The 17,096-nt window shown below is 64.2% G+C and carries 13 protein-coding genes; 6 read left to right on the top strand and 7 right to left on the bottom strand.

What is annotated here, in order from left to right; translation table 11 throughout:
* Positions 1–24: 24 nt before the first annotated feature.
* The 4 genes from FAZ69_RS09675 to FAZ69_RS09660 form a co-directional block, all read right to left on the bottom strand.
* Entirely contained in the window at positions 25–2,019 is a 1,995-nt protein-coding gene (locus FAZ69_RS09675; RefSeq protein ID WP_136893780.1) for an O-linked N-acetylglucosamine transferase, SPINDLY family protein, read from the bottom strand.
* Entirely contained in the window at positions 2,016–4,388 is a 2,373-nt protein-coding gene (locus FAZ69_RS09670) for a tetratricopeptide repeat protein (RefSeq protein WP_136893777.1), read from the bottom strand. Before FAZ69_RS09670 ends, FAZ69_RS09675 begins: the two co-directional genes overlap by 4 nt.
* A gap of 65 nt (positions 4,389–4,453) precedes the next feature.
* Entirely contained in the window at positions 4,454–6,268 is a 1,815-nt protein-coding gene (locus tag FAZ69_RS09665) for an O-linked N-acetylglucosamine transferase, SPINDLY family protein (protein WP_240702167.1), read from the bottom strand.
* Entirely contained in the window at positions 6,258–6,941 is a 684-nt protein-coding gene (locus FAZ69_RS09660) for a glycosyltransferase family protein (protein WP_136893775.1), read from the bottom strand. Before FAZ69_RS09660 ends, FAZ69_RS09665 begins: the two co-directional genes overlap by 11 nt.
* 328 nt (positions 6,942–7,269) lie before the next feature.
* Here FAZ69_RS09660 and FAZ69_RS09655 point away from each other — a divergent pair, with 328 nt between their 5' ends.
* The 6 genes from FAZ69_RS09655 to FAZ69_RS09630 all read left to right on the top strand — a co-directional run bounded on the left by FAZ69_RS09655 (position 7,270) and on the right by FAZ69_RS09630 (position 13,120).
* On the top strand, positions 7,270–8,139 hold the full coding sequence (locus tag FAZ69_RS09655; protein ID WP_136893773.1) for a hypothetical protein: 870 nt from the start codon (positions 7,270–7,272) through the stop codon (positions 8,137–8,139).
* A gap of 109 nt (positions 8,140–8,248) precedes the next feature.
* Positions 8,249–9,250: a glycosyltransferase family 2 protein gene (locus tag FAZ69_RS09650; RefSeq protein ID WP_136893771.1), complete on the top strand. Its 1,002-nt coding sequence runs from the start codon at positions 8,249–8,251 to the stop codon at positions 9,248–9,250.
* Between the two features lie 24 nt (positions 9,251–9,274).
* Complete coding sequence (locus FAZ69_RS09645; RefSeq protein WP_136893769.1) at positions 9,275–10,042, top strand: class I SAM-dependent methyltransferase; 768 nt, start codon at positions 9,275–9,277, stop codon at positions 10,040–10,042.
* Entirely contained in the window at positions 10,039–11,232 is a 1,194-nt protein-coding gene (locus tag FAZ69_RS09640; RefSeq protein WP_206171184.1) for an aminotransferase class I/II-fold pyridoxal phosphate-dependent enzyme, read from the top strand. Before FAZ69_RS09645 ends, FAZ69_RS09640 begins: the two co-directional genes overlap by 4 nt.
* Complete coding sequence (locus FAZ69_RS09635; protein WP_136893767.1) at positions 11,229–12,407, top strand: DegT/DnrJ/EryC1/StrS family aminotransferase; 1,179 nt, start codon at positions 11,229–11,231, stop codon at positions 12,405–12,407. The genes FAZ69_RS09640 and FAZ69_RS09635 overlap by 4 nt, the downstream gene beginning before the upstream one ends.
* Positions 12,404–13,120 carry a WbqC family protein gene (locus FAZ69_RS09630; RefSeq protein ID WP_206171183.1) on the top strand — a complete coding sequence of 239 codons (717 nt, stop codon included), beginning with the start codon at positions 12,404–12,406 and terminating at the stop codon, positions 13,118–13,120. The genes FAZ69_RS09635 and FAZ69_RS09630 overlap by 4 nt, the downstream gene beginning before the upstream one ends.
* A gap of 13 nt (positions 13,121–13,133) precedes the next feature.
* On the opposite strand, the gene FAZ69_RS09625 is transcribed toward FAZ69_RS09630, so the two are convergent.
* The 3 genes from FAZ69_RS09625 to FAZ69_RS09615 are packed head-to-tail and all read right to left on the bottom strand — an operon-like array spanning position 13,134 to position 17,054.
* A complete protein-coding gene (locus FAZ69_RS09625; RefSeq protein ID WP_136893765.1) occupies positions 13,134–14,159 on the bottom strand; it encodes an aspartate aminotransferase family protein in 1,026 nt (341 codons plus the stop codon).
* A complete protein-coding gene (locus FAZ69_RS09620; RefSeq protein WP_136894878.1) occupies positions 14,156–15,307 on the bottom strand; it encodes a DegT/DnrJ/EryC1/StrS family aminotransferase in 1,152 nt (383 codons plus the stop codon). Before FAZ69_RS09620 ends, FAZ69_RS09625 begins: the two co-directional genes overlap by 4 nt.
* A gap of 19 nt (positions 15,308–15,326) precedes the next feature.
* Positions 15,327–17,054, bottom strand: a complete 1,728-nt coding sequence (locus FAZ69_RS09615; RefSeq protein WP_169708601.1) for a methyltransferase domain-containing protein — start codon at positions 17,052–17,054, stop codon at positions 15,327–15,329.
* Between the last annotated feature and the right edge of the window lie 42 nt (positions 17,055–17,096).

The following is a 17,096-nucleotide window of genomic DNA, read 5'->3' as shown; positions in this document are numbered from 1 at the left end:
CATGCCGTCAATGCGGAATTGGATTCACTCTCGAAGCCGCAGCGATGCGGCTTTTTTGTCGGTACACATCTTGGCGAACTCGTCCTCGAGCATGCGCGCAAAGCGCGGCGCGTCGCACAGCGAGGACGCCAGCACTCGCTCGCGCAGTTCCCCGCGCAGCGCCGAAAGCCGCTCGCGGTCGCGGGCGAATGCGACGGCTCGCGCGACGTAGTCGTCGTCATCCGATGCAATCCAGTCGGCGAGGCCCGCGCCACGCAGCACGCTCTCGCACAAATGCGCGAGGAAGCGGTCGCCGCGGCGGCACAGCACCGGCACCCCCATCCACAGGCTTTCGGCCGTCGTCGTGCCGCCCGGATAAGGAAACGGACTCAGCGTGATGTCCACGCGGTTGTGCGAGGCGAGGTACGCCGCGTGCGGCGAGGGGCCTTCCATCACGAGCCGTTGCGCGCCGATGCCGTGCGCCGCAAAGCGTGCAAGCGTCGTGCTGCGCGCCGCCGGATCGGCCAACTGTTTCGCCTTCAGGAAAAGACGCGAACCCGGCACCGCATGGAGGATGCGCGACCACACCGCCGCCACGCGGTCGTTCATCTTCACCAGATCGCTGAAGCAGCCGAACGTGAGCGGCCGGTCGGCCGACAGCGGTTCGGCCTCGATCGGCACAGCCGGCTCGGGGGGCGTGAAGCACAGGTAGCTTTGCGGCAGACGCCACGGCCGTTCGACAAAGTGATGCGCTTCGCCGGCCGGCAGCACGCAATCGTCGCCGAGCACGTAATCGATGGCCGCAAGCCCCGTCGACGCGAAATAGCCGATCCAGCTCACCTGCACCGGCGCCGGCTTCCAGGCGAATACGGGCAGCCGGTTGCCGTCGGTGTGCCCGGCCATGTCGAACAGGATATGGATGCCGTCGTCGCGAATCGCGCGCGCGGCGGCCTCGTCGTTCATGTCGACGATGCTGCGCCAGGCCGCAAAGCGCGGCTTGACGCGGGCAGTGAGCTCGTCTTCTTGAGGCCGGGTGGTGTACGCGAAGAGGCGGATGCGCGCGGGGTCGAACTGCGCGAGGACGCTTTCCAGAAAGAACCCGACGGGGTGAGCCCTGAGATCGCCGGACACGAAGCCGATTCGCAACGGGGCGCCCGCCGCCGTATCAGTGAGCCAGTCCGTGTAAGGGCGAACCTCGGCGCCGACGCGCCGCCCGAACTCGGCCGCCTCGGCGAGATAGTCGGCCGGCGTGACGCCGGGCGCGAAGCTCAGGCTGAACAACAGGTTGCTCCATGCGTGCGCCCACGACGGCCGCAACGCTATGGCCTGCCTGAAGCACGCGATGGCCGCATCGTGACGCCCTTCTTCGCGCCGGACGATGCCAAGATTGAGCGGGATCTGCGGCTCGTGCGGCGACAGGGCCAGCGCGTGCTCGTAGCACTGCGCCGCTTCGGTCAGCTTGCCCTGGTTCTTGAACGCGTTGCCGAGATTGTTGTGCGCCTCGCCGAGCGCGGGATTGATCGCCAGAGCCCTGCGGCAGTGCTCGACGGCTCCGTCGAGATCGCCCAGCTCGCGCAGCGCGTTGCCGAGATTGCAGTGGGCGTCGGCAAAATCGGGCTTGAGCGCCGTGGCCGTGCGAAAGCTCATGGCAGCGGCCGCGAAGAGACGCATCTGCTGCAGCACGAAGCCAAGGTTGTTGTGCGCATTGACATTGGCGGCATCGAGCGCAATCGCCTGGCTGTAGCTCTCCGCAGCCGCGGCCAGCTTGCCCCAGCCGCGCATCACCGAGCCGAGATTGTCGTAGTAGATCGATTGCGGGCTGATCTCGATGGCGCGCGCGATCAGGTCGAGCGCATCGGCATACCGGCCCTGCTGCATGGCGACCACACCGAGCAGATGCAGCGCGTCCGAATTGCGCGGCACGAGTTGCAGCGCGTGCTGGTAGAGCGCCTGCGCTTGCCCGAATCGCCCTGCCTGATGATGGACGAGGCCAGCTTCGACGGCCTGCTGCGAGATCGCTTCCGGTGCGATTGCGTTCATGGGTTGTCTCCTCGAGGAAACGCCGGGCGGCCCCAAGTTTCCTCGGCCCCCTCGGGGGGCCTGGCGCGAAGCGACAGGTTTGGGGGCACTCCGTCAATCGCCGCAAGCCTGCGCTGCCACATTTGCGCGAAGGCGGCTTCGAGATTTCGGGCGAAGCGCGGCGCATCGCAGAGCGGCGAGGCAATCACGCGCTCGCGCAAGCCGGCGCGCAGCGCCGCGAGGCCCGGCAGGTCGGCGGCGTACGCTGCGGCGCGCGCGACGTAGTCGTCATCGTCGCCGGCGATCCACTCTGGCAAGCCGGCCGTTTGCAGCACCATCTCGCCGAGGCGGGACAGGAACCGGTTGCCGCGGCGGCTCAAGACCGGCACGCCCATCCAGAGCCCTTCGACGCTCGTCGTGCCGCCTGGATAGGGGAACGGGTCCAGCGCGAGATCGACGCGCTGGTAGGCGGCGAAATACTCGTCGCGCGACGACGGTCCCTCGAGCACGAGCCGCTCGCTGCCGACGCCGTGCGCGGCGAAGCGCGCGAGCGTATCGCGCCGCATGATCGGCTCGCCAAGCTGGAAGTTCTTCAACATCAGACGCGAATTCGGCACCGCATGCAGCACGCGCGACCAGACCGCGACGACCGCATCGTTGAGCTTTTTGTGATTGTTGAAGCACCCGAAGGTCACATGGCCGGCTTGCAGCGCGGGCAACGGGCCGACCGGCACCTGCCGCGCCGGCAGCGTGAAGCACAAGTAGCTGTCCGGCAGGCGCCACGCGCGTTCGACATATTGAGCCTCGTCTTCCGCGGGCAGCACGTGCGGGTCGCCGAGCACGTAGTCGATCGCGTCGAGCCCCGTCGTCGCGAAGTAGCCGAGCCAGCTCACCTGCAGCGGAGCCGGCCGCCAGGCGAACAGCGGCAGCCGGTTGCGCGCGGTATGGCCCGACAGGTCGACGAGGATGTCGATGCGATCCTCGTGGATCATGCGCGCCGCCGCTTCGTCGCTCATGCCGGCGATGTGGCGCCACGCCGCGAAGCGCGGCTTCAGACGCGCCGTGACGTCGTCATGTTGCAAGCCGTTCGAATACGCGATCGCCTCGATCTTCGCGCGGTCGAGATGGGCGAGCGCGCTTTCCAGGAAATAGCCGGTGGGATGCGCGCGGAAATCGGCCGTCACGAAGCCGACCCTGAGCGCACGCGTCGCGCGCGACGCATCCGCCAGCGCGGGCCATTGCGTGTAGGGCGACGCCAGCGCGGCCATGCGCTGGCCGAAGTAGCGCGCATCGGCGAGGTGAGCGCCGGCCGACCATCCGGCGGCATAGGCCTGGCCGAACAGCACGGCGGTATGCGATTCCGCGAGATCGGGATCGAGCGCGAGCGCCTTGCGGTAGCGCTCGAGCGCGGCGTCGAACTGGTTCAGGTCGGCGAGGATCATGCCGAGGTTGTTGTGGAACGACGGCGCATCATTGCGTAGCTCCACGGCGCGCCGCGCGAAGCCGAGCGCCTGCTCGGCGCGCCCCAGGCGTTTCAGCGCGTTGGCGAGATTGTGATGCGCATCGGCGAGATCGGGCTGCAAGGCAAGCGCGCGCTCGTAGCAGGCTACCGATTCGCCGGCTCGGCCGGCGCCGTTCAGCGCGTTGCCGAGGGCATTGTGCGCAGCGGCCTGTTCAGGCTGCAGCTCGGCCGCGCGCCGGTAGCTCTCGATGGCCGCATCGACGTCGCCGCGATCCATCAGCGCGCCGGCAAGCGCATCGTGCGCCGCGGCGAGGTTCGGCGCGAGCGCGATGCCGGCTCGATGGGATTCGACCGCTGCATCGGCATGCCCTTGCTCCCTGAGCACATTGCCGAGATTGATGTGAGCAAGCGCGAAGTCGCTTCTTGCGGCAATCGCCTTGTTGTACGCGAGCAAGGCCGCGTCGATTTGGCCGAGATCCTTCAGCGCGTTGCCGAGATTGTTATAGCCCTCGGCGTAGCCGGGAAGCAATTCGACTGCCCGAGCGCAGCTTTGCAGCGACGCGGCCGCGTCGCCGGCCTCGCGCAGCGCATTGCCGAGATTGTTGTGGGCTTCGGCGTAGTCGCTCTTGAGCACGATCGCGCGGCGATATTCAGCGATGGCGTCGGCCAGCAAGCCGTGGTCGCGCAACGCATTGCCAAGGTTGTTGTAGTAGATCGGGCTCGGATTGACGGCGATCGATTCGCGCATCAGCGCGATGCCCGCGTCATGCTGCGCGATCTGGCATGCGAGCAGCCCGAGAAAATGCAGCGCGTCCGAATGCCGTGGCTGTGCGTGCAGGATCTGTCGATAGAGGGTCCGCGCATCCGCGAGACGGCCCGCCTGATGATGCGCCAGCGCGGCGTTCAACGTCTCTCGAATGTCTTGCATGGATAGTCCGTGGATGAGGAAACGGCAGCGGCGCGAGGCGTGTCCAGGCGATCGCGCCGCCGCGCTCAGGGCGCGGGATCTCGTGGCGGCGCACCCAGTTGCGCAACGCGCTCGCGCCAGATGCCTTCGAACGCCGCTTCGAGATTGCGCGCATAGCGTGCGGCGTCGCACAGCGGCGAGGCGAGCAGCGTCGCGCGCAAGGAGCCGCGCAGCGCGGCGAGCCGCTCGGGGTCGCGCGCAAACGCGACGGCTTTCGCGACGTAGTCGTCGTCGTCGGCCGCGATCCACTCCTCGAGTCCGGCCGAGTGCAGCAGGCTCGTGCAGATGTTCGCGAGAAACCGGTCGCCGCGGCGGCACAGGACGGGCACGCCCATCCAGAGTCCTTCGACGCTCGTCGTGCCGCCCGGATAAGGGAACGGGCTCAGCGCGATATCGACGCGGTTGTACGCCTCGAAGTATTCATGGCGCGGCGAGCGGCCCTCGAGAATCAGCCGTTCGGCGCCGATGCCCACGGCGGCGAAGCGCCTGAGCGTCTCGTTGCGCGTGGCCGCGTCGTCGAGCTGCTTGGCCTTCAGGAAGAGACGCGAGCCGGGCACCGCGTGGAGGATGCGCGCCCACACGGCGACCACCGTGTCGTTCATCTTCATCAGGTGGTTGAAGCAGCCGAACGTCACGTGCCGCTCTCCCGCGAGCGGCAGCGGGCCGACTGCCACGTTCTCCTCGGGCGGCGTGAAGCAGAGATAGCTGTCGGGCAGGCGCCAGAGCCGCTCGGAAAACTGGCTCTCGCTGGCGGCCGGCAGCACGTGCGGGTCACCGATCACGTAGTCGATCGCGGGCAGCCCCGTGCTCGCGAAGTAGCCGAGCCAGCTCGCCTGCACCGGCGCCGGCCGCCATGCGAACAGCGGCAGGCGGTTGTGGTTCATGTGGCCGGACAGGTCGACGAGAACGTCGATCCTGTCGTCCCGAATCCGGCGGGCGGCCGCCTCGTCGGTAAGCGACGTGAGATTCGTCCACGCCGCGAAACGCGGCTTGATGCGCGCAGTCAGCTCATCCTCGATCCGCTGCGTCGGATACGCGACGAGCTCGATCCGTCTCGTGTCGACGTGCGCGAGGATGCTCTCGAGAAAAATGCCGGTCGGATGGACCTTGAGGTCGCCGGAAACGAGGCCGACGCGCAACGGCCCGTCACGCCGGCTTGCCAGCGGCACATGCCACTCGGACCACGGTCGCGCCTGGGCCGTCGCCGCGCGGCCGAAGTCGAGCGCCTGCGCCAGGTAGTCGGACGACGCGAGGCTTTCGCGGTAGCTGAGGATGAACAGCAGATTGCTGCGCGTCGTGAGCAGGTCCGGCCGCAGCGCGATCGCCTTTTGGTAGGCGTCGATCGCGGCGTCAAGGCCGCCGAGATCGACCAGCACGTTGGCCAGGTTGTTGTACGCCTCGGCATGATCGGGCTTCAGCGCGATGACGGTCTTGAAGCTCTGCACGGCCGCGTCGAACTGGCCGCACTCGCGCAGCATGTTGCCGAGGTTGTTGTGGGCGTGTATGTAGTCGGGCTTGATCGCGATGGCGCAACGAAAGCACTCGGCAGCCGCCGCGTGCTTGCTGAGCGCGGCAAACGCATTGCCGAGGTTGCCGTAATAGATCTCGCTCTCGCGGTGGCTCAGCGCGCTCATGATGAGATCGGCCGACGCCCCGTAGTTGCCTTCGAGATACGCGACGAGCCCGAGCAGATGCAGCGCGTCGGGATGATTCGGCTGGACGGCGAGAATTTGCTTGTAGACGGCCGCCGCCTCGGCGAGGCGCCCGGCCTGCTGATGCGCGAGGCCGACTTCGATCGGCTGGGGAAGCCGGCCCGCCGCCGGCATCGGTTTACTCGCCATATTTGCGCAGATAACGCTCGTAGGCCGCGCGCCACGACGGCGAGCCGAACGCACCGCCGCTTTCGTGGACGACGCTGATCGGCCAAGTGCCCATCGTCAGGCCCTTCAGCTCCGCCTGGCGGCAGAAGTCCAGGTCGTAGAAATGGAAATCGAACTGCTCGTCGAAGCGCACGCCGCTTTCGATGAGCCGCTCGCTGTCGGCAACGAGCATGAGGCCGTCGAGCAGCTTGCACGCTTGGCCCGACGGGCCGAAGCGCGAAACGACGTCGCACGGAAAGCCTTTGCCGTGCCCGACGACGCCGCTCAGGAATTCACGGCGGTCCCATTGCATCTCGGGCGTGAACGCCCAGGACGGCTGGCGCGGCATGCGGCGCGTGTTGCCGGCGAGGCCCACGATGTCGAACTGCTTGACGGCTTCGTGGATCCGCTCGACCCAGAAGAAGTCGCAAATCGAGATGTCGTCATGGATGAAGACGAGAATCGCGGGGTTCTCCCGGGCGTGCTCGATCGCGCGGTTGTAGATCGTCGACAGGCCTTTGCTGTTGTTGTCGAACAGCACCAGCTGCTGCTGCGGCTGGTGGTCATAGAGCTTCAGCGAGCGGCCGAGCGCGGATTGCGCGGCAAAGGCCGTGTCGGAATGCCGGGTGCCACATACGAGTCGGATCGGCTTCATTGGGGGAGATCGGAAATCAATTCGGGCTGATACAGCGCGTTCACGCCGCATCTGACAATAGACCGCAGCATAGCCTTGCCGTACGTTCTTCAATCGCAGGAAAAGCACGTCGTTTCCCGTTCATTTTCAGAACTGCACCGCGCCACCGGCACCCTGGCTGGCGAGAGGCCGACTTTCGTTTATTCGAACATCGTGAATTGAGCCTGAAACCACGCCTTGTTCGATCGATACAACCTGAAGCCCAACCATCAAACTCTCGCCATCCTGCGGCTTCTCACGCGCGGCGCTTGCTGCACATGAGAATCGCCCAATCACCGGAGGCAATCCCTTGCTTGAACTTTCGAAGCCATCGTCCGGCGGACGGTCGGTCGAAATTCGCCAGATCTACTACTCCGACGAAACGCGCCTTCAACTCGATCCGGGCTTCATCCCGCTCGACAATCGCGGAGAGCGGCCCGACTGGCGCGAATACTGGCCCATCCGCAAGTTCCTGCTCGGGCATGCGCTCGATGAAAACACGCTCTACGGCTTCTTCTCACCAAAGTTCGGCCAAAAGACCACGCTCCACTCGACCGCCGTCAACGCATTCATCGCAAGCGTGCAAAGCGGCGCCGACGTCATCGCGTTCTCGCCGTTTTTCGACCAGAGCGCCGTATATCTGAACACTTTCGAGCAGGCGGCGACAAATCAGCCTGGCATTTGGCCAATCTTCGAGCAGAGCGTCGCGCTCATCGCGCCGGGCGTCGATCCGCACGCGCTACCAATGGATTCGCGCCACAGCATCTTTTGCAATTACTTTGTGGCCACACCCGCGTTTTGGCGGCGTTGGCTCGAAAAGTGCGAAATGCTCTTTGCGATCGCGGAAACCGGCAACAGCGCGCTCAGCGGCCAACTGAACGCGCCGGCCGTCTATGGACGCGGCTTCGTTCCGTCGAAGGTGTTCATCATCGAGCGCGTCGTGTCGCTGCTCCTCGCCGCCGAGCCCCATTGGCGCGTGAAGCAATATGACCCGATTCAGCTGCCGATGTCGGGGTCGATGGTCAGTCCCTACCCTGTCGATCTGTCGGTGCTCGACGCATTGAAGACTGCAGCGATCGAAACGGGCCGCGCAAGCTACTTGCAGATATTCCTGCAAATTCGCGAGACGCTCATTCAGACCGCGCGAAGAGCGCGCAATGCGGCAGCGCCCCAAGCCTGAGCGGCCACGAAGCTTCGGAATTGCCGCGGAATTGGGGCTCTTTTTGCGCCATTGAATAGTCACTAGCGAAGCTAAAGTGCGGGTCGAACGATGAAAAAGGGGGCCTCACATGGCTTTGGTCAGCATTTTGATTCCCGCCTATAAAGCCGGGCACCTGCGCGAGGCAATCGTCAGCGCCCTGCGCCAGACGCTGCAGGACTTCGAGATCCTCATCGGCGATGACACGCCGGAGGCTCATCTGGAAGCCCTCGTCAAAAGCTTCGACGATCCGCGAATCCGCTACTTCCATCATGGTTTCCAGAGGGGCACGCTCAACTTCCAGGCCCTCTGGAAGCGAGCGAGCGGCAAGTACGTCAAATGGCTGTGCGACGACGACCTTTTGATGCCGGCTTCGATCGAAGTGCTGTCGGCAGCGCTCACCGCAAACCCCAATTCGGCCCTTGCATTTCACGACCGGGTGGTGATCGACGGTGACGGCAATGTGCTCGGCACCCCGCAGCCGCTGCTACAGGTGGGACAAACAGCACTCGTCGACCGCGCCTATCTCGTACAACAGATGGTCGCCGGACTCAATAACTTCATCGGCGAGCCGAGTAACGTGATGGTTGATCGCGAGCGGATCGACGTCGAACGCATCGTCGACTATCGAGGCTTGCAACTCGACTTTCTTGGCAGCGACGTCGCAATGTTCCTCAACATAGCCGAGCAGGCGCCGCTCGTCGCAGTAGGCGGCTACCTGAGCGCCTTTCGGCGACATGCGGGCCAGTTGTCGACCGTCATGAGCTGGAATTTCAGCGCGGGTCTCTATGAATGGGAACTGCTGGTGCGCAGCGAGGCCGCCGCCGGCAACCTTCATGGGGCGTTGCTCGAAGGTGCGAAGCACCGTTTGCATGCCTTGTACGCCAACTTCGCCGGAGTGCTGCCGGAGATCGCGCGCCTTTCCGCCAATCTTGAAGAACTGACGGCAAGGCCACCGGCGGAGCTTCTCTCGTCGGAACGCTTCCAGGCCGACTTCGCATTTGCACGCGCCAACGTGGCTCAACGTGTCGCTCAGCGAAAGGAAGCGGCTGCACGTGCCCGACTCGCGTCCGTACAACCGTCCGTCCAATAGCCGCTCGACTTACCTCGCAAAGCCATGAACCATCCCAATCCGAGTGCGCCGCGCAACTATCCGACCGTCGATTACGACGAGCATGCGAGAACTTGCGCCCCCGACGACTTTTGGGCGCAAGTCAAACGCACCGTGGGCGGCAAGGTCGTGTCCGAGGAACACGTCGATATGATCATGCAAGCGATCCGCCAGCATCTCGCGATCGAGCCCAAAGATATCGTGCTCGACCTCGCGTGCGGTAACGGGGCGCTGTCCGCGCGACTCTTCCGTGCCTGCTCGTCGCTCGTCGGCGTGGACATCTCGTCATACATGATCGACATCGCGAATCAGCATTTCGCCGTGCCGCCGCAATTCACCTTCGCGGCCAGCGGTGCTGCCGAGTATGTTTGCGCCGAAGCCATGCCCGAGCGCTTCACTAAAGTCATGTGCTACGCGAGCTTCTCGTACCTTTCCGAGCAAGAGGCGCAAACGACATTGCAAACGCTGCACAGCCGATTCGTCAACGTCGACCGCGTCTTCCTCGGTAATGTGCCCGACGGCGAACGCGCCGCGGCATTTTACGCACCACGCATCCCTGAGCCGGGTGAGCTCACCGACCCTCGCGCGCGGATCGGCATCTGGCGCACGCGAGCCGAATTTGCTGCGCTAGCTGCCAGCACCGGCTGGGATACCGAATTCGGAACAATGCCGGAGGGCTACTTCTCCGGGTATTACCGTTACGACGCCGTGCTTCACCGCCGGTCGGCGCCCAACGCATCGCGCGAGCAAGTCAACCCAGGACCCGTGCAATGATGCAGAAGTCGAGCGCCGCCGACCTAGCGTTGTTCGGCGCTAAGCCCCTGTTTTCTGTCCCGAAGTCGACCTCGAACCTCGTACGGCCGGATTTCGATCGCTTCCTCGAGTATTCGCGCGACGCTTATGGTCAAGCGGGCACGGCGCCGGGTGCGGTGACGATGCAGCTCGAAGCGCGCCTCGCAAAGTTTCACCAAACGGCACATTGTGTGAGCTTTTGCAGTGGCTTCTGGGCACTGGCGACAACCATGACCGCGCTCGCCCGGCCAGGCAAGCGTGAAGTCGTCATGCCGTCGCTCACCTATCGACGCATGGCCGACGTGGTCGCCTGGACGGGTCTGTTGCCGCGCTTTTGCGAAGTCGACCCGAAAACGCTCGCGATTAGCGCGGCTACCACGAGCGCATGTATCGGTGACGACACGGCACTTTTGCTTGGCGTCCATCCGATCGTCAATTGTTGCGACGTAGAAGGGCTAGTCGAGCTCGCCACGCGGCACCGCATCCCGTTGATGTTCGATTCCGTCGAATCCGTCTACGAGGAATGTGCGGCCGGCCGAGTGGGTGGCTTCGGAAACGCCGAATGCTTTTCGCTGCACGCGAGCAAACTCCTTAACGGCTTCGAGGGCGGCTACGTCACGACGAACGACGCAGAGCTCGCCGCCGAACTTGCGACGTTGCGCGACGGCAGCACAGTGCAACCTGGCTCCCTCGACGCACGGCTCGCCGACGTTCATGCGGCGATGGCGCTTGCGAACCTCGACGAACTCGATGTGCAAGTCCTGCGCAACCGTGAACGTTACGAGCGATATCGCACGACGTTACCGAGCGTACCGGGCGTGCGCCTCATCGAGTTCGATGAATCGCACCGCACGAGCTACAAGAACATCGTGGTCGAATTGCTCGACGATTGGCCTCTGCCACGATCACTGACGATCGAGATTCTGAATGCCGAAAACGTGCTCGCTCGCGCTTACTACTCTCCGCCGCTGCACGCCAAACCGATGGCCTATCCGCACGTTCCGGCCGAATTGCCGCAGACCGATCGCCTCGCGCAGCGCTGCGCGCTGCTGCCGTGCGGCGAGTTCGTGACGATGGATGACATTGACGAAGTGATCATGCTGCTTTCGTTCGTAGAGGCGCATGCCGGCGAAATCCACGCGCGCGCCGAAACCCGCGAGGTCGCCCGGTGAAAACCACGATGCCCATCGACGCCCCATCGGCCATGCGCGATCGCGGCTCCCCCGCTTTCGCCCAGTTGCTCGCCGTCGGCCAACGCAATGCGCCCGGATGGGAGCGCTATGAGGCCGCGATGCGCGGCATCTTCGAGCGGCGTTACTACACGAACCAAGGCCCGCTCGCACGGGAGCTCGAACAACGCTTGCAGGACTTCCTCGGCGTCAAACATGCTGTCTGCGTCACCAACGCGACCATCGGCTTGATGATGGCGAGCGAAGCGCTCGCCATCTCCGGACACGCGCTGGTGCCGGGGGTTTGCGATCGCGCCGTCGAACACGCACTCGCATGGTGCGGCGTCGAAGCGGTGGCTTGCGACGTCGACCCCGCCACCGGCCAGATCTGCCTTGACAGCGCGGTCACGACAATCGACGGGGCCTCCGTTGACGCGGCCGTCAGTGCGATCATCGGCGCGAATCTGTGGGGGGGCGCATGCGACGCCGAGGCGCTTGCCAGCCTCGCGCGGGATCGCGGCTTGCCGGTGTTGTTCGATTCGACGCATGCATTCGGCTGCACGGTGAGGGGCGGTCGCGCAGGCCGCTTCGGCGCGCTCGAAGTCTTCTCGTTCAGCGAATCCAATGTCCTGAACGCTGCGGGCGGGGCATGCGTCGCCACGGATGACGACGAACTCGCGGCGCGGCTGCGCAACATTCGCAGTAGCTATGGCGCAGGTCGCCCTGTGCCCGTAGTGAAAACGTCGAATGGGCGAATGTCCGAAGGGCAGGCTGCGATCGGTCTCCTGAGTCTCGACGACTACGCGGCCAACCAAGTGCACAACCAGTCTTTGACCAACCTGTACCGGGCGCGCCTTTCGTCCATTGCCGGACTGCGCGTCGTCGAACCCGGCGGCGTGGACGCTTCGAATCATCAGGCGCTCCTAGTCGAGTTGGACGAGCGCGTCTTCGGCAGGTCGCGCGACGCGCTGGTCGAACGGCTTGCCTTCGATAACGTGGAAGCGCGCGCCGTCTCGCGTGCGAGCGTCGTTGCGCGGCAAACCGCTGCGCTGCCCGTGACCGCACGTCTCTGCTCGTCCTGGCTCGAGTTGCCCGTCGGCGCACATGTACGCGAAGCGATGGTAGAAACCGTGTGCGAGATCATCGCGCGGGCCCATCAGGAGGAAACCGCGGCATGAGGCTCGGTATCATGCAGCCTTACTTCTTTCCCTATCTCGGGCACTTCGCGTTAATCGCCGCCGTCGACGAATGGATCGTTTTCGACGTCACACAATACACGCCGAAAACCTGGATGAATCGCAACCGCATTTTGCATCCCAAGGAAGGCTGGCAGTACGTGACAGTCCCACTGTCGAATTCGTCGATCACGATCAAGACCCACGAAGCGCGCGTGCTGAACGTCGCCGATACGAAGACGAGCCTGCACGGCAAACTGTCCGCGTTCCGCCGCCAGGCACCGTTCTTCGCGCAGGTGGACGATCTCGTGTGCGCTGCATTCGATCGCACCTCGAGCGACTCGCTGTGCGAACTGAACGTCAATACGCTAAAGGCGGTTTGCGAGTACCTGGGCGTGCCCTTTTCGTACCGTGTCTGCTCGGAATTGAGCCTCGATTTTCCGTCGCAGATGGGTGCTGGCGACTGGGCGCCTCTTGTCTGCCAGCAACTCGGCGCTACGGAGTACGTCAATCCTGCGGGCGGGCGGGCGCTGTTCGACCCAGCGACGTTCAAGCGCGCCGGCGTCACACTCAAGTTCGCGGAGTTCGACGAGTTCAGCTACGATCCAGCGCCCTACCGTTACGAACCGCATCTATCGATCATCGACGTGCTGCTTTGGAACGCGCCGGAGACCGTAGCGCAAGCGTTGCGCAGCCATACGAGGTGCGTCGCCTGACTGACGCCTTCGCTTAACGGCTCTTGATCGCTTCGCACAGCATTGCCACGACGAAGTCGATTTCTTCGTCGCCGTAGCGTTGATCACACGGAAGAGCGAGGCACTCAGTGGCGAGGCGGTATTCGAGGTCGGCCGGAGTCCCGGTCTCGCCTCGTACGTGCGGCCAATACTTGGCGACGTAGACACGTTGAGCGGCAAGCCGCGCGTGAAGGTCCGCGCGATAATTCCAGAAGGGATAGCAAAGCGGCGCGTACTGCGGGGCTTCCGGCAACGGCAGCGCATTGTCGGCGCCGAGCAGGCGCTGATAGCGCGCGTAATTGCGATTGCGGCGCGCGATCGCCGCCGGGTAGTCGATATGCGCGAGCAAACGCCGAGTCAGTTCCGACATGCGCTTCGGCGACTGACCGCGCAACGTCGTGCGCGCCGCGACCATGCTCTGGTATCCGGCTTCCGCCCCGTGATCGAGGCGCATTAGAAGCGGCTCGAAACGCTCGATCGAACCTGTGTCCTGCTCATCGGGCAGCGGCATGTCACGTTCCGTGACCAGATAGCCGCCGTCCGGAATGCCGAAGAATTTACGCGGAGAATAAATGGTTGCGAGGCAATCCACAGGCGGAGAGAACAGCGCTTGCGAATTGTCGATCACGGTCTGTTGACGCGGAAAGCGGGCGAAGAGCCGCTCCACCCGCGCGTCACAAACCCCGAAATAGTTGACGTACAGCAGCCAGTCGTTTTCACCCAGCGCGATGTCGCTCGCGATCTCGAAGTGTTCATCGATCTGGTAGCGCTGGACTTGCACCCCCGTCATCGCGTGCGCTTCGAGCATCGATTCGCAGATGTACCAGGGCATCCAGACGCGCTGTGGCCGGCCAGCCGTGAGCAGCGCGAGGAACGCCGCGCGTGCGGATTGAAAGCGCAGCGCATTGGGATAGAGCTCGCCGTGAGCGGGCGGCAACTCCAGTTCGAAGTATCCGCCGATCGCATCGCGTCGCGTCGATAGACGTTCGACCGCATCCCTTGCCGCCGGCGCGAACGTCACGAGCGGCCTCGCGCAACGATGCCCGCAATCCGTTCAACTTGCTCCTCGGACAGTGCTGGGTAAATCGGCAGGCAGAGCACCTTCAGAGCAGCTTCGGTCGCCACGGGCAGATTGTCGCGGCTTGCCGAAGGCAGCCCGCGGTACATCGGGAAATCGGAAATGAGCGGATAGAAGTAGCGTCGCGCGACGATGTCGTGCGAGCGCAGCAACTCGAACAGCGCATCGCGGCTCATCGGGTAGTCGCTCTCTACGAGAATCGGGAAGTAGGCGCAGTTCGCCACCGTCTCGCCCGCATCTTCCAGACAGCGAATACCCTTCACGTCGCGCAATTGCTCGCGGTACATCGCATCGATTCGCTTGCGCCTGGCGATCGCCTCGTCGATGTGCTTCAACTGCAGCAGGCCGAACGCCGCGTTGATCTCGCTCATCTTCGCGTTGATGCCGGGCGCCACCACGGTGACTTCATCGACGTAGCCGAAGTTCTTGAGGTGGTCGATGCGCTGCTTGGTCTTCGCATCCGGACAGATGATCGCGCCGCCTTCGAATGTGTTGAAAACCTTTGTCGCATGAAAGCTCAGCGCCGATAGATCGCCGTGCTGCAGGACGCTGCCGCTGTCGGTCTGTACACCGAACGCGTGTGCGGCGTCGTAAATGACCTTCAAGTTGTAATTGTCGGCGATCCGGCGAATCGCCTCGACGTCGCACGGATGCCCATAGCAGTGAACGGGCATGATGGCAGTCGTTTGCGGCGTAATGGCTGCCTCGATTTTGCGCGGATCGAGATTGAGCGTATTGGGATCGATGTCGACGAATACGGGTTTGATGCCGTTCCACAACAACGAATGCGCGGTGGCGACGAACGAATACGGCGTGGTGATGACCTCGCCAGTGATGCGCAGCGCCTGCAGCGCGGTGACAAGCGCCAGTGTCCCGTTGGCAAAGAGCGCCAAGTGTTCAACGCCGAGATATTCGCACAGCGCGTCTTCGAGCTGCCGATGGAACGGGCCGCGGTTCGTCAGTACCTTGCTCTCCCATATCTTTTCCAAATAGGGGATAAATTCGTCCAGCGGCGCCATATGCGGCTGCGTGACGAAGATGCGATCGTCTGGTTCCGGAGATATCACGCGAACGGGGGCGGCAGCACTCATGGTTGTCTCAAGCCGGTGGTTACTGGATTGGCTGCGAAGACGCATAAGCCGGGAACCCTGGCGCGGCCCCTTTCGCGAAGAAGAAGAAAGGCTCCCGTCCGTTGCAGCCGTAGGTGTCCGGATCGAGCTCGCCAAGAACCGTCGTATGCGGATACAGGTCGCCCTTGAACCCTGCGTTGCGGAAGTGATCGACAAGGTCGGCGCCGAACATGCGGACGTGGTCGTTTTGCCCGAAGTAGTTCGTCGCGAAGGCTTCATCGACGGGCTTGGTCAATTCGAACGTATTGCGCAGCACAGGCGAGTACGGCGTCTGCGCGACCAAGTGGCCGCCGGGCGCAAGGCACCGGTTGAACTCAGCGAGCGCCGCGGCCGGGTTGTCCACATGCTCGAGCACGTGGTTGCAGATGATCAGGTCGAAGTAGCCGTCGGGGAAGTCGAGCTTTTCGACGTTGATTTCGCAGTGATGCGCGAGGCGCGGCGAGAGATCGCCGACGATGTATTCGCGCGGCTGGAGCCTGCGGATGCGCGGCTCGAGCCCGGCTTCCGGCGCGACGTGGAGAATGCGCTTCGCGCTCGCGTCTTCGAGAATGCGCGAAAAGGCGACATAGAGCCACAGATGGCGCTCGCGGTCGTTGCAGCCGCACTTCGGGCACGAGTGGTTCTGGAGCGTCGAACCCACCGATTCGATTTGCCGCATGAAGGTCTTGCCGGGGTTGCCGTTCTCAGGGTGCGGCAGCCAGCCGGGTACGGGCTGCTCGCAGACGACGCAGAACTTTTGCTGCGGCGCCCGCGGCCCTTTACTGCTCACACCTACGCGCGCAGCAACGGCCGCGCGGGCATTCGCGAGATCCGCTTGGAAACGCTCGGACGCGTAGAGCTCATGTGCGGGCCGGCGCTCGAATTCGTCGAGGTTGGCAAGCAAGCGGGCGATTTCGGGCAGCGTCGCGGACCAGTTGGCGTAGAGCCGGCGCAGCGCGCGCCGCGCATTCCGGAGGGCGTCTCCCGTGAGATTGCCGGCCGCCGCTTCGCCGCGCACCATCAGTTCCCACTCGTAGAGCCCCGCACTGAAGTTCGCGTTGCCGGTTTCCGGCGCCTGGGCCGAATGCCGGCGGGACGCGCTCAGATAGCCGCCCACTGCGAGCAGCGGCGCCTTTTCGGCACAGTTCAGATAGGCCGCCACGTCGCCGGTGAAGTCGAGCACCGACGAGCGGTAGTCCCAGACGGTCGAAATGTCGACGCGATCGCGCACGAGCATGATGTTGCTCGGCTCGCCGACAAAGTTGTTCAGCCCGGCGACCATGTGCTCGATCAGGAACGGACGGTCGATGAGGGCGGTCTTGCCTAGCGCGAGCAGCGGACCCGGCGTGGCGACGACGTTGTCCGTCTCGTCGACGATCACGCGCTCGTGGAACGCGAGGACCACCTCCGGGTTGGCGCGCAGCTCGTCGACGAGCGTCTGAACCGAGGTCGGCATCAGCATGTCGTCGCCAGACAGGAACTTCACGTACTGGCCGCGCGCGTGCTCCCACAATGCTTGCGAATTGCGCGTGCCGTTTTGAAAACCGTGGTGGAAGTAGCGGATGCGGGGATCGTCGAACGTTCTGACGACTTCCTGCAGCGCGGCATCGGGCGTGTCGTCGCCGACGAGGATTTCGATGTCCTCGAAAGTCTGGCGTTGCGCGCTGAGGATCGCCCGGCCGAGGTATTCGGCCTTGCAGGCGGGGATCAGAATGCTGACAGTGGGCATTGAAGCGGTCCTTCCGTGGGAGCAGGCGGCGCTTGGCGGCGT

It is taken from the genome of Trinickia terrae, from assembly GCF_005144415.1.
GTDB lineage: Bacteria > Pseudomonadota > Gammaproteobacteria > Burkholderiales > Burkholderiaceae > Trinickia_A > Trinickia_A terrae.
This window is presented reverse-complemented; position numbering and strand designations above follow the sequence as displayed.

What these genes read in the sequence shown, in the direction of transcription:
- FAZ69_RS09675 (WP_136893780.1), bottom strand. Translation starts at nt 2,019, where the DNA reads ATGAACGCAATCGCACCGGAAGCGATCTCGCAGCAGGCCGTCGAAGCT.
- FAZ69_RS09670 (WP_136893777.1), bottom strand. Translation starts at nt 4,388, where the DNA reads ATGCAAGACATTCGAGAGACGTTGAACGCCGCGCTGGCGCATCATCAG.
- FAZ69_RS09665 (WP_240702167.1), bottom strand. Translation starts at nt 6,268, where the DNA reads ATGGCGAGTAAACCGATGCCGGCGGCGGGCCGGCTTCCCCAGCCGATC.
- FAZ69_RS09660 (WP_136893775.1), bottom strand. Translation starts at nt 6,941, where the DNA reads ATGAAGCCGATCCGACTCGTATGTGGCACCCGGCATTCCGACACGGCC.
- FAZ69_RS09650 (WP_136893771.1), top strand. Translation starts at nt 8,249, where the DNA reads ATGGCTTTGGTCAGCATTTTGATTCCCGCCTATAAAGCCGGGCACCTG.
- FAZ69_RS09645 (WP_136893769.1), top strand. Translation starts at nt 9,275, where the DNA reads ATGAACCATCCCAATCCGAGTGCGCCGCGCAACTATCCGACCGTCGAT.
- FAZ69_RS09640 (WP_206171184.1), top strand. Translation starts at nt 10,039, where the DNA reads ATGATGCAGAAGTCGAGCGCCGCCGACCTAGCGTTGTTCGGCGCTAAG.
- FAZ69_RS09630 (WP_206171183.1), top strand. Translation starts at nt 12,404, where the DNA reads ATGAGGCTCGGTATCATGCAGCCTTACTTCTTTCCCTATCTCGGGCAC.
- FAZ69_RS09620 (WP_136894878.1), bottom strand. Translation starts at nt 15,307, where the DNA reads ATGAGTGCTGCCGCCCCCGTTCGCGTGATATCTCCGGAACCAGACGAT.
- FAZ69_RS09615 (WP_169708601.1), bottom strand. Translation starts at nt 17,054, where the DNA reads ATGCCCACTGTCAGCATTCTGATCCCCGCCTGCAAGGCCGAATACCTC.